This window comes from Sphingobacterium sp. GQ94, assembly GCF_059758715.1.
Map to the genome: position 1 here is coordinate 160,739 of NZ_JCAXEC010000007.1, position 16,638 is coordinate 177,376.

At 34.9% G+C, this 16,638-nt stretch carries 15 protein-coding genes; 12 read left to right on the top strand and 3 right to left on the bottom strand.

The features are described from left to right. Window positions 1–72: 72 nt before the first annotated feature. The 12 genes from AC6CHH_RS08885 to rodA all read left to right on the top strand — a co-directional run bounded on the left by AC6CHH_RS08885 (window position 73) and on the right by rodA (window position 14,119). Window positions 73–1,068 (top strand): acyl-ACP desaturase, encoded by a 996-nt coding sequence (locus AC6CHH_RS08885; RefSeq protein WP_498281926.1) that lies wholly within the window; start codon window positions 73–75, stop codon window positions 1,066–1,068. Between the two features lie 118 nt (window positions 1,069–1,186). After that, on the top strand, window positions 1,187–1,627 hold the full coding sequence (locus tag AC6CHH_RS08890; RefSeq protein WP_498281928.1) for a MarR family winged helix-turn-helix transcriptional regulator: 441 nt from the start codon (window positions 1,187–1,189) through the stop codon (window positions 1,625–1,627). Then, entirely contained in the window at window positions 1,627–2,631 is a 1,005-nt protein-coding gene (locus AC6CHH_RS08895) for an NAD(P)/FAD-dependent oxidoreductase (RefSeq protein WP_498281958.1), read from the top strand. Before AC6CHH_RS08890 ends, AC6CHH_RS08895 begins: the two co-directional genes overlap by 1 nt. A gap of 3 nt (window positions 2,632–2,634) precedes the next feature. Beyond that, on the top strand, window positions 2,635–2,964 hold the full coding sequence (locus AC6CHH_RS08900) for a 2Fe-2S iron-sulfur cluster-binding protein (RefSeq protein WP_498281930.1): 330 nt from the start codon (window positions 2,635–2,637) through the stop codon (window positions 2,962–2,964). Window positions 2,965–3,151: 187 nt separating this feature from the next. After that, the gene (locus tag AC6CHH_RS08905; RefSeq protein WP_498281932.1) at window positions 3,152–4,468 is read left to right on the top strand and encodes an NAD(P)/FAD-dependent oxidoreductase; all 1,317 of its coding nucleotides are present in this window, start codon (window positions 3,152–3,154) and stop codon (window positions 4,466–4,468) included. 402 nt (window positions 4,469–4,870) lie between these two features. After that, entirely contained in the window at window positions 4,871–6,550 is a 1,680-nt protein-coding gene (locus tag AC6CHH_RS08910; protein ID WP_498281934.1) for a helix-hairpin-helix domain-containing protein, read from the top strand. Window positions 6,551–6,586: 36 nt separating this feature from the next. Then, a complete protein-coding gene (locus tag AC6CHH_RS08915; RefSeq protein WP_498281936.1) occupies window positions 6,587–8,239 on the top strand; it encodes a M1 family metallopeptidase in 1,653 nt (550 codons plus the stop codon). Window positions 8,240–8,386: 147 nt separating this feature from the next. Continuing rightward, entirely contained in the window at window positions 8,387–9,409 is a 1,023-nt protein-coding gene (locus AC6CHH_RS08920; RefSeq protein ID WP_498281938.1) for a rod shape-determining protein, read from the top strand. Between the two features lie 83 nt (window positions 9,410–9,492). Then, the gene (mreC, locus tag AC6CHH_RS08925; RefSeq protein WP_498281940.1) at window positions 9,493–10,329 is read left to right on the top strand and encodes a rod shape-determining protein MreC; all 837 of its coding nucleotides are present in this window, start codon (window positions 9,493–9,495) and stop codon (window positions 10,327–10,329) included. Continuing rightward, a complete protein-coding gene (locus AC6CHH_RS08930; RefSeq protein WP_498281942.1) occupies window positions 10,322–10,849 on the top strand; it encodes a rod shape-determining protein MreD in 528 nt (175 codons plus the stop codon). Before mreC ends, AC6CHH_RS08930 begins: the two co-directional genes overlap by 8 nt. A gap of 20 nt (window positions 10,850–10,869) precedes the next feature. Further along, a complete protein-coding gene (gene mrdA / locus AC6CHH_RS08935) occupies window positions 10,870–12,852 on the top strand; it encodes a penicillin-binding protein 2 (RefSeq protein WP_498281944.1) in 1,983 nt (660 codons plus the stop codon). Further along, window positions 12,845–14,119, top strand: coding sequence for a rod shape-determining protein RodA (gene rodA, locus AC6CHH_RS08940; RefSeq protein ID WP_498281946.1), 1,275 nt, complete (start codon window positions 12,845–12,847; stop codon window positions 14,117–14,119). Before mrdA ends, rodA begins: the two co-directional genes overlap by 8 nt. Before the next feature lie 97 nt (window positions 14,120–14,216). Here rodA and AC6CHH_RS08945 read toward each other — a convergent pair whose 3' ends face one another. From AC6CHH_RS08945 to AC6CHH_RS08955, 3 genes are read right to left on the bottom strand one after another with little or no spacing between them, the layout of a single operon-like run. Continuing rightward, the gene (locus AC6CHH_RS08945; RefSeq protein ID WP_498281948.1) at window positions 14,217–15,071 is read right to left on the bottom strand and encodes a nucleoside phosphorylase; all 855 of its coding nucleotides are present in this window, start codon (window positions 15,069–15,071) and stop codon (window positions 14,217–14,219) included. Then, window positions 15,068–15,685, bottom strand: a complete 618-nt coding sequence (locus AC6CHH_RS08950) for an IMPACT family protein (RefSeq protein WP_498281950.1) — start codon at window positions 15,683–15,685, stop codon at window positions 15,068–15,070. The genes AC6CHH_RS08945 and AC6CHH_RS08950 overlap by 4 nt, the downstream gene beginning before the upstream one ends. After that, complete coding sequence (locus AC6CHH_RS08955) at window positions 15,682–16,536, bottom strand: EamA family transporter (RefSeq protein WP_498281952.1); 855 nt, start codon at window positions 16,534–16,536, stop codon at window positions 15,682–15,684. The genes AC6CHH_RS08950 and AC6CHH_RS08955 overlap by 4 nt, the downstream gene beginning before the upstream one ends. Window positions 16,537–16,638 lie beyond the last annotated feature (102 nt).

Genomic DNA, 16,638 nt, shown 5'->3' on the forward strand with positions numbered 1-16,638 from the left:
ATGTTAAGATATCCGCTGTTCTAAAAAAATATTAAACCTTTTAAATTAAGTTTAATTATCTTTGTTCTAATTATGCAAGAACTACCTTTAAATATACCAGAAGGCTCTCGAAAAGAGGTTATGACCTATTTAGAACCATTCATGTTGAATGAAATGTCTGAATATCTTAAACCTGCAGAAGAAATGTGGCAGCCAGCAGATTTCTTGCCGGATTCCTCTAGAAGCACCTTTTTCGATGAGGTAAGAGATTTACAAGAAAGTGCAAAAGAATTACCATATGACCTTCTCGCTGTTTTGATAGGTGATACAGTCACCGAAGAAGCTCTACCTACTTACGAATCATGGTTAACTATGGTCGAGGAAGTGAACAAAAGTGAACAAGGTGGATGGATGAAATGGGTGCGCGCATGGACAGCAGAAGAGAATCGGCATGGAGACTTGCTGAACAAATATTTATATCTCTCTGGACGTATTGATATGAAGCAATTTGAGATTTCAACACAGTATCTCATACAAGATGGTTTTGAAATTGGAACTGGTGCAGACCCGTACCGGAACTTTATCTACACTTCGTTTCAGGAATTAGCAACCAATGTTTCGCATAGACGCGTTGCAGGATTATCAAAAAAAAGCGGTGATAAATTATTGGCAAAAATGTGCGGAGTGATTGCCTCAGATGAAGCAAGACACGCTAAGGCATATATGTCTTTTATTTCTCATGCTATGGCTGTCGACCCAACTGAGGTTATGTTAGCCTTTGAAGATATGATGCGTAAGAAAATTGTAATGCCTGCTCATTTTTTAAGAGAATCAGGCGAACCTCAGGGTGGCGCTTTTGATCACTTTTCTAATGCGGCACAGCGTTTAGGAATATATACGGCGTTGGACTATGTAGATATATTAAAAGAATTAATTGCCGATTGGCAAATCGACAAAGTAAGCGGTCTAAATGATAAGGGTGAAAAGGCCCGAGACTACTTAATGAAACTTCCCGATCGATTAACAAAATTAGCTGACAGACTCAAGATCCCCGAATTAGAGTATAAATTTAAGTGGATTTATGGATAAATAGAAAAAGCTAACCAATTAAGACGGTTAGCTTTTTTTATTCAATCACTTTATTTTGGTAAATAATTGATTTTTCATTTAAACTTCTTTAAATTTACTTGTCACACTAATAATTGTTATGCTAAAAGAAAAATTCGATAGGTATTCGTTTGTTCTCGATCGAACAGCAAGGAGGGTTAAACAGTTTGCCCAAACGTCCTTCTCACACAATGGAATTGACCTTACAGTAGATCAATGGGCTGTAATCAAAACCCTGAAAGAACATCAAAATTTAACTCATAAACAATTAGCAGAAAAATGTGGTAAAGACCAACCTACCTTGACTAGAATTATAGATATATTAATAAAAAAGGGACATGTCACACGTATTCAACATCTCTCAGATCGTAGGAGTCTGCAAGTACAACTCACGCAATCCGGTGTAAATCAGGTAGATACATTATCTCCGCTTGTGACAAAATTTAGAATGCAAGCATGGGAAAACTTAAGTGATGAAGATTTCCAGAATTTTACAAGAATATTAAATACAATTTATAATAATTTAAAAACAACTGAATGATGATTTCAACAGACATATGTATTATTGGAGCAGGGCCAGTTGGTTTATTCGCGGTATTTGAGACCGGGTTATTAAAAATGAGATGTCATTTAATAGACGCTTTACCCCAAATTGGTGGGCAGTTATCTGAAATATATCCGCATAAGCCAATTTATGATATACCTGGATACCCTAGCATAAATGCACAACAATTAATAGATAATCAAATGGAACAAATTGCTCCATTCAAGCCTACTTTTTCCCTGGGAGAGCGTGTAGAAGAGTTAAATAAACAAAATGATGGGTCATTCATCGTTAAAGGTTCATTAGGAACACGTATACATTGTAAAGTAGTTGTAATTGCAGGTGGATTAGGATGTTTTGAACCCAGGAAACCGGAAATTGAAAATTTAGAAAAATTTGAAAATGAAAATGTGCACTATATGGTACGCAATCCCGAGAAATTCCGAAATAAACGCATCTTGATCGCCGGTGGAGGTGATTCCGCATTAGACTGGACTATCTTTCTTAGCGATATTGCAAAAGAAATTACATTAGTTCATCGAAACGATAATTTCAGAGGTACTCCGGATTCAGCCGAGAAGATATTCAATTTAGCCAAAAGGGGCAAAATAAACTTATTGTTGTCCCATAATCTCAACGAATTAAGGGGAAATGGACATTTGCAAAGTATTCTTTTGATTAATAAAAATAAGGAAGAAGTTCAAATAAATGTTGATCATTTTATTCCCTTGTATGGATTGAGTCCAAAATTAGGTCCAATTGCAAATTGGGGGTTAACAATTGACAAAAATGCAATAGAGGTTAATACTCATGATTATTCAACAAATATTGAAAGAGTTTACGCCATTGGGGATATTAATACGTATCCCGGTAAACTAAAACTTATTCTTTGTGGCTATCATGAAGCGGCATTAATGGCTCAAAGCGCTTTTAAATTTGTATATCCTGAGCAAAAATTAAGTTTTAAGTACACAACTGTTAACGGCATCAATACATTTTAAAGTATGGAAGATCTTATCACTATAAATATTGAAGATAGAGATGGAACTAAACGAGAAATTATAGTTCCTACTGATGTTAATTTAAGTTTAATGGAAATTTTGAGAGCTTCAGAATATGATATCTTGGCAACTTGTGGAGGCATGGCATTATGTGCAACATGCCATGTGAGAATTGTCTCTGGCGGTGAATTTCTTACAGAAGCTCAAGATCAGGAACTAGATATGCTGGATACTTTACCAGATGCAGATGAACAAAGCAGACTTGCTTGCCAAATTCGATTAAATAATTCGAATGATGGATTAACAATAAAAATAAAAGGTAGTTTACTTTAAACAAATACAATAGTGTACTTTTTACACTTAGAACCCTGTAAACAAACACCTGAATACAAGGTAAATAGAACAACAATTAAGTGTAAAAATTTCAATTAAACTAAAAATAACGCAAATATATTACGAATACTGATAGAAAATGTCGGATATTTGTATCATATTTTAAAATCTTATAACAAGATAGCATATGTTACTAAATCGTTCTGAAAGAAGCTTTCCTAGAGTTATTGTAATTGGTGCAGGATTCGGTGGAGTTGAAGTTGCTCGTCAATTGAAAAACAAGGAAGTTGAAGTATTATTAATTGATCGAAACAATTACCATACTTTTCAACCATTAATGTATCAAGTTGCAACTGGCACATTAGCATCGGATTCTATTTCCTTCCCCTTGCGAAAGATGTTTAAAAACCAGAATAATTTTCGCTTTAGATTGGCAGACGTTTTAAGTATTGATACGGAAGCCAAGATTGTACATACATCTGTTGCAGATTATGATTATGATTATCTCGTTATTGCAACAGGTGCTACTTCAAATTTTTTTGGGAATAAAGAGGTTGAAAAATATGCTTTACCAATGAAAAATATCGTTGAGGCATTAAATATTCGAAGTTATACTCTACAAAATCTTGAGGAAGCTGTGCTTCGTAAAAACACGTCAGACCGAGAACGATATTTAAACTTCGTTATAGTTGGTGGTGGTCCCACTGGTGTTGAGCTTTCTGGTGCAATTGCAGAGTACCAAAAACATATGTTGATGATAGACTATCCTGAACTTTCACCTTACGAAATGAAAGTTTTCTTAGTAGAAGGAACTAGTAAAATTTTAGGGGCCTTGTCTGAAAAATCATCTCGTGACGCAGAACGCTATCTTGAAGAATTAGGAGTTAAAACAATTTTAAATACTGTAGTTACGGATTATGATGGAAATACAGTGACCCTCTCTTCAGGTGAAAAAATACCTACCAAAACAGTTATATGGGGTGCTGGAGTAATGGGGCAAATGCCTGAAGGTATTAATAAACAAGTAATTGAAAGAGGTAACCGAATCCGGATTGATGAACAATGTCGGATTGAGGGTTCAAATGCCCTTTTCGCAATTGGTGATGTTTCTGCAATGATAACAGCAGATAATCCCAGGGGATTACCTGGGGTGGCACCTGTGGCCCAGCAACAGGGAAAATATGTAGCTCGTCATATTTTAAATCAACTAAATGAAGGGAAAGAAATTGAGAATTTTAAATATTTTGATAAAGGTTCAATGGCAACGGTCGGTCGCAATCGAGCAGTCGTGGACATGGGGAACCTTCATTTAAAGGGTTTTATTGCTTGGTTAACTTGGATGTTTGTCCATTTGATTTCTATTTTTGGATTTAGAAATAGGATGGTAACCTTTGTAAATTGGTCTGTAAAGTTTCTTACAAAAAATTCTGGCATAAGGCTGATCATACATAAATATCACCGAGCAGAACCCACATTGAATGGTCCTGAAGATATCAAAGAATGACAATTTTACAGAAAAAGGGGGTGTTATCTACTATTTTACCTTTTTTCCACAAAAACGCAAGTATGGGTTAAACCTTCAATTAATAAAAGAACAACTCGTTAAAGTTGAATCTTTCATTTAAAAAAAAGAATTTATCTTTATTTGCGATATACTCTCAATCAACAAAATTTGGTTAATGAGGAATCCTTGAATAGCTCACCATCCCAACAATTATCCTAGGTTCCAATTTATAGCTTAAAAGAAATCCATTTTGTGTATCATTAACAATGATGCCTTTTATCAATTGTGTGATTATTATATTTTTTATTGACCTAAATTAAGCAGCGCTGAGAAATCTCAGATCGAATGATTCATATCTAAATACTGATTTGTATTTTTGATAACCAACAAAAAGAACAGAACATGGAGAATAAAGACATAGCCAAAGTATTTAAATTGTGCGCGCAACTTATGGAATTACATAACGAAAATCCATTCCGCATCAAAGCTATGACAAATGCCTCATTTAGAATTGATAAATTACCTTTCTCAGCGAGTCAAGCAAGTATAGAAGAATTAAGTGAACAACCTCTTATTGGTAAAAGCACAGCACAAAAGGTTAAGCAAATTGTGAGTTCAGGCACGTTTATCGAACTTGAGGAGTATTTAGCGAAAACGCCTGAAGGAGTACTAGAAATGCTCAAAATAAAGGGTTTGGGACCAAAAAAAATACTGATCATTTGGAAAGAGTTAGAAATTGAATCTATTGGGGAATTATACTATGCTTGTAATGAAAACAGACTTGTGTTAGCCAAAGGTTTTGGATTAAAAACACAAATTGAAATAAAAAAAGCAATTGAGTTCTCAATAGCTAGTCAAGGTTGGTTTCTGTTTGCAAAGGTTTCACAATCCGCAACTGAAATAAAACAGCAGTTGGAAGAATATCTTCCGCAGGGACGAGTTAGCTTCACCGGTGACTTTAGGAGGAAACTTGAAGTGTTACAAAAAGTAGAACTCATTGTTGATGTAAATAATGAAATCCTTTTGAAAGCAGTGCAATCTTTAGCTTACGAGTTGGACATAAACCAACAAGCGGATAAGATTCGTTTTAGAGACAGTAATGGAATTCCTTTTGAAATCCTTTCTAGTTCTCCAATCAATTTTGCTAAAGATCTTTTGATTAGCACAGGATCTTCTTCACACATAAATGAATTAAATAAAATAGGAGAAATAATTTTAAGCAATTCAGAATCGGAAATTTATTCATCTTTAGATTTAGATTTTATTGAACCAGAACTCAGGGAAGGCAACAACGAAATTCAATTAGCAAAACTGAATAAATTACCAACCTTAATTGAATATCGGGATTTAATCGGATCCTTACATAACCACTCTACTTACAGCGATGGTGTTCATACCTTGAAGGAAATGGCAATATATTGTAAGCAAGACTTGGGATTGAACTATTTAGGAATTTGTGATCATTCCAAAACTGCAGTCTATGCTAGAGGGCTTAGCGTTGACCAATTGGAGTCGCAGTGGGAGGAAATTAACCTCTTAAATAAAGAATTAGCTCCGTTTAAAATATTTAAAGGAATTGAATCTGATATATTGTCAGATGGTTCATTAGATTATTCAGACGATATTTTAGCCAAGTTCGACTTTGTAGTTGCATCTATACACAGTAATTTGAAGATGGATGAACAAAAAGCAACCCAGAGAATAATTAAGGCAATAGAAAACCCCTATACTACGATTTTAGGACATCCAACAGGTCGATTATTATTATCCAGAAAAGGTTATCCAATAGACTTTAAAAAAGTTATTGACGCCTGTGCAACAAATCAAGTTGCTATAGAAGTTAATGCAAATCCGCTACGTCTAGATTTGGATTGGAGATGGCATCAGTATGCTTTAGAAAAAGGTGTTCTGTTATCGATAAACCCCGATGCACACAGAAAAGAAGGCTTTCTGGACATGGAATATGGAATATTTGTAGCAAGGAAAGGCGGTCTAACTAAGGAAAAATGCTTAAATGCATTTAATTTAGAACAAATAGAGAAATATTTTAAAACTAGAAAAGAAACAAAAACTAATCAATAATTAAGCAATCCATTTAAAATTTAATAGAAGAAAATAATGAGATCCATTTTATTAGGAATGTTATTGAGTATTTTTATCCAAGTCAGCAATGGACAATTAATGACTACTAAAACAATATATGGTAGAGCTGACTCGCTTAGGGGTGAACTTACTCCTTTGCGTTCCTGCTATGATGTACAATATTATCATTTGGATATAAAAGTAGATATAGAGAATAAATTTATTTCTGGAAGCAATCAATTCAAGTTTAAAGTTATCGATCGTTTTAACCGGTTACAATTTGATTTGTTTGACAATCTCTCGATTGATAAAATTGAATACAAAGGAAAGTCCCTTAAATTCAAGAGAGAGTTCAATGCAGTATTTGTTAATTTCCCTGAATATTTAGAGGTAGGGAAAACTGATTCATTCACTGTACATTACTCAGGTAATCCAGTGCAAGCAACTCGTGCACCATGGGACGGGGGGTTTGACTGGAAGAAGGATAGCAAAGGGAAACCATGGATTGCAACTGCATGCCAAGGATTGGGAGCAAGTGTTTGGTGGCCAAACAAGGACCATCAATCTGACGAACCTGACAGCATGATGATTTCCGTTGCTGTGCCAAGTCAGGTGATGAATGTCTCTAACGGGAAACTAATAAAAAAAGAAAATATTGGTAAAGGCTATACCAAATATCATTGGAAGGTCCGTAATCCCATTAACAATTATAATGTTGCGTTAAATATAGGAGATTATGCTCATTTCAGTGAGACATACCCAGGTGAAAACGGGCCGTTATCAGTTGATTATTATGTTCTAAAAGAAAATTCTTCTAAAATTGATTTCTTAAAAAAGAATGCTAACCAAACCTTAGAAGCTTTTGAACATTGGTTTGGTCCATACCCGTTTTATGAAGATGGATATAAACTTGTAGAAACAGCGCATTTAGGAATGGAACATCAAAGCGCAATTGCATATGGTAATCAGTTTGAAAATGGGTATTTGGGCCATGATGGTTCGAGAACAGGCTGGGGCCTTAAGTGGGATTTTATTGTAGTTCACGAATCCGGCCACGAGTGGTTTGGCAACAACATTACAGCAAAAGATTTGGGTGACATGTGGATTCATGAGAGTTTTACAAATTATTCAGAAGCGTTGTTCATTAATTATTTTTACGGTAAACAGGCCAGCCAAGCCTATATTAATGGAAATCGCAGAGGAATACAAAATGACAAACCTTTACAAGGCCCCTACAATGTTAACAAGGAAGGCTCAGGTGACATGTATAACAAAGGAGGTGTTCTACATAATATGATTAGAACAATAATTGATGATGATGATAAATGGAGAAAAATTCTGAGAGGGTTAAATGAAGAATTTCATTTAAAAACGGTTAGCTATAAGGATATTGTAGATTATATGACATTACATGTTGGGTTCGATATGTCCCGAATATTTAGTCAGTATGTACAAAAAACCAGCATACCCACTTTAGAGATCATAGAAAATAAACCAGGAGTATTTATGGTGCGCTGGATTTCGGAAGTAAAAAACTTTGATATGCCTGTTCATATTTTTGATAAGAGTGGTAAAAGAGTTTTAATTAAACCAAATACAGGATTTAAGATGATGAGATTCGATGGTCTCACCAAAGAATCCATTAAAGTGGATACTTTCAATTATTATATTGGTGTTTCAATACAATAAAGCGAAACTAAATACGTTCGCAATACGGATGAAAAAAAAATAAAATGCATCAATTAAAAGATCATTTTTATGCACATGGGTTTACATAAAAACCATTTTTTTTCATTAGGTTTGCATTTAAAATATATACTTTACTCAGACAACTAAATGGGGCTTTTTAATTGGTTTACGCAAGAAGTTGCAATAGACTTGGGCACAGCTAACACCCTGATCATTCACAATGATAAAGTAGTGGTTGATGAACCCTCGATCGTAGCATTTGATCGCACAACAAATAAGGTTATCGCAATTGGACGACAAGCGATGCAAATGGAGGGAAAAACGCACGATAATATAAGAACAGTGAGACCATTAAGAGATGGTGTTATTGCAGATTTCACAGCTGCTGAACATCTCATCCGTGGAATGGTAAAACTGATTAACAAAGGTAAAAGCTGGTTCTTTCCTTCTTTAAGAATGGTCGTTTGCATACCATCTGGAATTACAGAAGTAGAAAAGCGCGCTGTACGTGATTCTGCTGAAATAGCAGGTGCTAAAGAAGTGTACTTGATCCATGAACCAATGGCAGCTGCTGTTGGAATTGGTATTGATGTAGAAGAGCCTGTCGGAAATATGATTATTGACATAGGTGGAGGTACCACCGAGATTGCAGTTATTGCATTATCAGGAATTGTATGTGATCAATCTATCCGCGTTGCTGGAGATAATTTCGACTCAGATATTGTTCAATATATCAGACGTCAACACAACATTATGATAGGTGATCGTACAGCTGAAAAAATAAAAATTGAAGTTGGTGCAGCTTTACCCGAATTAACAGACCCTCCATTAGATTTCGCCGTACAAGGTCGCGATTTAATGACCGGTATTCCAAAGCAGATCACTGTTTCATATACCGAAATTGCACATTGTTTGGATAAATCAATTTCAAAAATTGAAGAAGCAATTTTGAAAGCCTTGGAAATCACTCCTCCCGAACTATCGGCTGATATCTATCAAACTGGCATTTATTTAACTGGTGGTGGTGCCTTGTTAAGAGGTTTAGATAAAAGAATTCAGGCTAAAACAAAATTACCTGTACATGTTGCTGAAGACCCATTGCGCGCGGTGGTGCGTGGAACAGGTATTGCTTTAAAGAACATAGGACGATTTAAGTTCCTAATGCAATAAATAAATTTAATCAATGATAATGTTCAGTGCGCGATATAATATTCTATGATGTTATATCGCGCAGCTATTAAAGGAGAAAAATAATGAAAAACCTATGGCTTTTCTTAGTAAGATACAATGCCTTCTTTTGGTTTATTCTATTTTTTACTATCTCCCTGTTTTTGGTTGTTCAAAATAACCGATTCCAGCGATCTGCCTATATTAACTCATCCAATGTACTTGTTGGTTCATTTTACGACAATCTAAATTCCTGGAAAAGTTATCTTGCTCTGGATGAAACTAATAAAAATTTAGCCCAAGAGAATGCCCAACTTAGAGAGAAGTTACAAAATCTTATTCTAACAGATACTTTAGATTCCCTGCACCTTGACGACTCTTTAGAAACCAATAGATACATTTTCACCATGGCTGAAGTGGTCAATAATAGTACCCACCAAAAAAGCAACTTTTTAACAATAAATAAAGGTGTTAAGGACGGAATAGAAAAAGGCCTAGGAGTCATCACATCCAATGGTGTTGTTGGTATCGTATTAAATGTTTCTGATCATTTTAGTACAATTCAGTCATTGTTACATCCTGATACCCGAATCTCTGTAACCTTAGATACCCTGAATGTATTTGGGTCTTTAGTTTGGGGAGACAATGTAGATCCCAGATTCGCACTGGTAAGAGATATACCAAATCATGTAAAAATAATGAAAGGCCAAAAAGTATACACCTCTGGTTTCTCATTGTTTCCAAAGAAAATTGAAGTTGGACAGGTGGTGGAAACTGGCTTAACATCAGGTGAAAGCTTCTTAGACGTCCGAATAAAATTGAACACAAACTTCAGCACAATTAACCATGTTTATGTCGTGAAAGATCTATTAGAAGATGAAAAAAATAATTTAGAAGCCATTACAGAGGATAATAATGAGTAAAATTCTAATTTTTAATGTTATACGATTTGTAACCCTAATCGCTTTACAGGCTGTTTTATTCAAAAACATTGGATATTACAACTTAGCTTCTCCTTTCCCGTACATCCTTATCATTCTTTTATACCCTATTAGCACTCCGAACTTTATACTTTTTGTTCTGGCTTTTGCTACTGGATTAACCGTTGATGCCTTTTATGACTCAATTGGAGTTCATGCTGCGGCTTGCGTTGCACTAGCTTGGTTCAGAATATTTTTTCATAAAATTACATTGGATGTTGATGCGCAAAACTCTTTTGATACACCTTCCTTAGGTAATATGGGAGCTAAATGGTTTATATCCTATATTTCCATAGGAACCCTTATTCATCACATTGTTTTATTACATGTTGAATACTTTAGTTTCTCAAATTACTTAAGTACCTTGCTCAGTATATTGTTAAGCAGTATTTTTACTATCTTATTAATCATGCTAATCAGCTTATTGGGGTATAAAAGGAAATCTCGACTATTAAGTAATTAAAAAACTATGACCTTATACTCATGAATAATAGTTACTTCAACCGTAAGTTTGTCATCCAAGGAATTTTTATTGCAATAGCAATTATTATTGTATCTCGACTATTCTATATCCAGATAATCGATGATAGTTATTTGCTTTCGGCGAATAACAATGTGATGCGAAAAGTTATAGTTTATCCTGCCCGAGGTGTTATTTTAGACAGAAATGGTAAAGTTATCGTCCAAAATGAACCCGTATATGACTTATTGGTAACTCCAAGAGAAGTGAAAGACCTAGACACTTTATTACTTTGTAAATTGATTGGAATTGACAAGGAAGATTTTAATAAAAGAATGCAAAAAGCTAAAGCACATTCTCCCTTTAGAGCATCCCCTTTTATGAAACAAATTTCCTCCTCGATTTATGCCAAATTACAGGAACATCTTTATAAATTTCGAGGTTTTTATACGCAAAATAGAACAGTAAGGAATTATCCAGATAGCATTGCAAGCCAATTCCTTGGTTATATTCAGGAAGTGAATGACAAGGATATAGAAAAGTCAAATGGGTTTTACAGACCTGGAGATTATATTGGTGCAAGTGGTGTTGAGCGAGCATATGAAGATTTATTACGCGGCAAACGTGGTGTAAAGAATCAAATGGTTGACGCATTAAATCGACCTCAAGGGAGGTTTATGGAGGGTAAATATGATACTGTTGCTGTAACAGGAGATGGCTTGGTATCCTCCTTAGATCTAGATTTACAAATTCTGGCTGAAAAAATGATGAAGAACAAATTAGGTTCAATCGTTGCCATCGAACCATCATCAGGAGAGATTTTAACTATTGTAAGTAGTCCTTCCTATGATCCAAATTTAATGGTGGGCCGAAATCTAGGAAATAATTACATGGAGTTATTGAACGATAAGACAAAGCCATTATTTAACAGACCCATTCAGGCCTCTTACCCTCCTGGTTCCATTTTTAAGGTGGTATCAGCATTAACAGCCCAACAAGCCGGAGTTATTGATGATCAAACAGTTTTCTATTGTCCTGGAGGCTATAGATATGGTCGAGGGCGAGCTGTAATGCGTTGCACCCATGTTGATGGAGCGACAAGTTTGGTGAAATCAATCAAAATGTCCTGCAATACCTATTACGGTTATGTGTATGCAAAGATGATCGATTCAAGGGGGATGAGCGGTCCAAAAGCCTATGATCTTTGGAGAGAATCATTAGGCAAATTCGGTTTGGGTCATACCTTAGGAATTGATTTACCCGGTGAGAGGCCTGGATTAGTCCCTACTTCTGATTTCTATACCAAACGTTATGGAAGTGCATCTTGGAGGTCAGGTTTTAATATATCCCTTTCGATAGGTCAGGGTGAATTAGGTATCACTCCTCTGCAAATGGCCAATGTCATGTCGATAGTTGCCAATAGAGGTTATTATTATCGACCACATCTAATTAAAGGGATTGGTGAGAAGCAGATTGTTAAAGAGGAATTTACAGAAAAGATATTTGCCGGTGTCGATGCTAAATATTATGAGCCGGTAATCGAAGGCATGAGTCAGGCGGTAAATCAAGGAGGGACTGGGGCAGCCTCTAGAATTGCTGGCATAGAAATGTGTGGAAAAACAGGTACCGTTCAAAATCCTCACGGTCAGAATCATGCTGTTTTCTTTGCCTTTGCTCCAAGGCATAATCCAAAAATTGCAATCGCTGTTTTTGTCGAGAATGCGGGTTATGGAGGAACATGGGCTGCACCCATGGCGAGTATGCTTGTCGAAAAATACCTTACTGATTCGATAACTCTCCCTAAGTATATCCAAGACAGGATATTCAACGGAAATTTACTTCCAATATCAAAAAAGGTTAAAATAGAAGAAAAAAACAAAAAGGATAGTATAGCCCCGAAAACAAATACGAGACAAAACAGATCTACAAGGAATCAATCAAAAGTCAATCAAAACGAATCCTTTGTGGTGGTTCATCATAGTCAGGTAAAAAGAAGTAATGAATAATATACAAAACAAAAGTTTCTTTGGTAGGATTGACTGGGCTACAATTGGACTATGGTTTACGTTGTGTTTAATTGGATGGTTTAATATTCATGCTGCAGTTTATGATCCAGATAACCCTGGTTTATTTAATTTAGCGACGAATTATGGTAAACAATCCATTTACATCTTCACGGCACTCATAATCGGATTTTCGATTTTAATTATCGATTCACGATTCTTTATTTCATCTGCTCCGATAATTTATATTGTAGTCATCCTACTGTTGGTTGTTGTATTGATAATTGGAAGGAATGTAGGAGGAAACCAAGCTTGGATTGCAATAGGTAGTTTTAGACTTCAACCTTCTGAATTTGGCAAATTGGCCACATGTTTATTATTAGCCTATTACTTAAGTAATCAAAGCAATAAAAATCCAAACCCAAAGACCCTTTTTATTGGAATTCTACTTGTTTTATTCCCGGTTGCATTAGTCATGTTACAACCGGATACAGGGTCTGCCTTAGCTTTTTTTGCTTTAACTTTTGTTTTTTACAGAGAAGGCTATCTGAGTACGAGTGTTTTAATTATCGGCGCGTTAGCTATTTTTTTATTTGTTTTAGCTTTACTCGTTAACCAGTGGATAATCATTTCTCTAATCACTTTGATATGCGGTTTCTTTGCTTATATGATGCGAAAGAAAAGAAAGAATGTGATTAATATGCTTGTTCTTTTATTCATATCTTCCATTTATGTTTTATGTGTTGATTTTGCCTATGAAAACATACTTCAATCACATCAAAGGAACAGGATCGATATTATTTTGGGCAAAATGGATGATCCAAAAGGCCAGGGATACAATTTAAATCAATCAAAAATCGCAATTGGTTCAGGACAATTATTCGGAAAAGGTTATTTACAAGGAACACAAACAAAATACAATTTTGTACCTGAACAGAGTACTGATTTTATTTTCTGTACTATTGGAGAAGAATGGGGATTTGTAGGGTCGGTTGTTTTAATTACTATTTATCTAATCTTGTTAATCAGGTTGATTAATATTGCAGAAAGGCAAAGAACAGCTTTTGCAAGGATATATGCTTATGGGGTTGCTTCTATCCTATTCTTTCACTTTTTTATCAATATAGGTATGACCATTGGAATTGTACCTGTAATTGGAATCCCATTACCCTTTATTAGCTATGGAGGGTCTTCATTATGGTCATTTACTATTTTATTGTTCATATTACTTCGATTTGATTCCTCTAGAAAGGGAACAATAGGAACATAATTTCGTCGCTAAAACCTTCTGTTTTATTTTTGAATAAAAGCGGTTCTTGTTTATTGTGTCCGACAGATCACGATAACATATCTATTTTTGCCAATTTTTAAATTCTATCCAAAACTAGCCGGATCGCTTGATCCACAATTTCTTTAGGGTTATGACTAAACGATTCAACCACCCTGCTTGCTAATATTGCATTAATGGATATAGCATGATGTCCTAGCATATTACTTAAGGCATATATTCCGGCAGTTTCCATTTCCAAATTTGTTATTTGTCTTTCATAAACCACAAATTGATTTGCATGATTTATTAAGTTCGGGTAAACATTTTTTGTCCGTAATGTTCTTCCCTGAGGGCCATAAAAACCTGGAGCAGTCATTGTCATTCCTTTTGGAAGATCAAAAGCGAATTTATCTAACATTTTTTGAGAGGCATGACCAACATAAGGCCTGAATGTTAGGTCTTTGAAAAAAGTTACTACTGCTTCTTGAATATCTAATTCTTGTTTTGAATATGATTTTAGATAATATTGCATCAATGTATCAAAACCAATTGCAAAATCACTGGCTAAAATTGTCCCTATTACAATATTACCCTGGATAGATCCTGAGGTTCCAATTCGAATAATGTCCAAGGACCTTATATCTTGTTTTAGTGTCTTAGTCGCAAAATCAATGTTCACAAGAGCGTCCAATTCATTCATCACAATATCGATATTATCTGTTCCAATACCTGTGGAAATGACGGTTAATTTCTTTTCTCTTATGGTTCCAGTATGCGTGACAAATTCTCTTCTTCCTTTTTTTATTTCAATAGTATCAAAGTACTTAGAGACCTCTGGGACACGATCTGGATCTCCTACAAGAATAATAGTATCTGCAATATCCGTTGGAAGTAAATTTAAATGGTAAATGCTACCGTCTGCATTTATAATCAATTCAGAATCGTTTATCATTTAGTTTGTATATAATTTAAGCTTACCCCTAATATCTTTTTCAGCCTTTTTATGACCTGCTCTACCTGTAACTTACGGATTTCTAGTCTGATTATACAATTCGTATCAAAACTTTGACTAACTATTTTAATATTATTTTCTTTTACAATTCGCATAATATCGTTCATTTGAATATAGTCAAAATTTACTTGGTAAATATCATTTACAGTGCATTCTATAATCTCAGCTTGTTTAATTGCCTCTAAACTTGCCATTTTATAAGCATTAATTAATCCTGGTACTCCTAGAAGTGTTCCTCCAAAGTATCTTACAACCACAATCAACGTATTTGTCAAATCCGAAGATAATAAGCTATTCAAAATGGGCTTCCCTGCTGTACCCGAAGGCTCGCCATCATCATTTACTCTGTAGACATTACGATCCGTTGTCAAGCGATAAGCCCAACAAAAGTGTCTCGCCTTGGGATGTTGCAACTTAAGGTCGAAAATGATCTCTTTTAATTCCATTTCATCTTGAAAAGGAAAAACATGTGCAATGAATTTACTTCCCTTATCCCTAAATATTCCCTGGCAATAGCTGTCAATGGTTTTATAAGTATCTTCCAATGAACTCACAGAAAAGCAATTAATAACACTGAAATTATAGCTAAAATTACCCCTATTTTATTGTAATTACTAAGTTTCTCCTTAAATAAAAACACACCAACCAAGGCACCCAAAACTATTACACCAATGTTCATTCCCGTAAAGACCAAAGAAGGACTATCAGGTAAGGACCTATGGGCTTTCATGTAAAACACGATATTGGCGAAATTAAACACTCCTAATACAGCCCCATATACCACAGAGAATTTATCAAATTGTTGCTTTTTAACTAAAATAAGGTAAATAAGGATCACGAATGCAAAACCAGCAGAGAGCACGAAAACAATCCATAGTGATGTCATATAGGATATATCCTCTAGTTGAGCAACCTGTTTAAAAAGCACATCAATTATTCCCATACCAAAAAATACGGATAAAGGAAAAATCCAAAACCTTCTATCCCCTTTCTCCTCAGATTTATTCCAACTAATTGAAAAAACTATAGCCATTAAACCAATTGCGATTCCGATGAGTTTCATAGGAACTATTACCTCATTCATCCATAGAAAGGCTGCAATTAAGGGAATAAAAAGTGAGAGACGCTGTGATACTTCTGTCTTGACTATTCCACAGTACCTAATAGACATTGCAATGCAGATAAAAATGACCGGTAATAAAAAGCCTAATGGCAAGTACAACCCCCAAGCTAAATCATCCCGCCAGACTATAAGCTTTGGAGCCAAAACATAATAAGTTAAAATAAGTGCTATAGGATAATTCCAAACTAGTAATTGCAAATAATTTACAGAACGTTGTCTGGCTATTTTAATAATTACGGAAACGATTACAGAACAAATAACAGAGATTAATACGTACAGCATAGTTTTTTTGGATAAACAAAGCACAAATATATATTATTTAACCATTGTAATAACCCAATAAAATCCAATAGGAGGTCTTATATTTGAAATTAAAACTTGTTC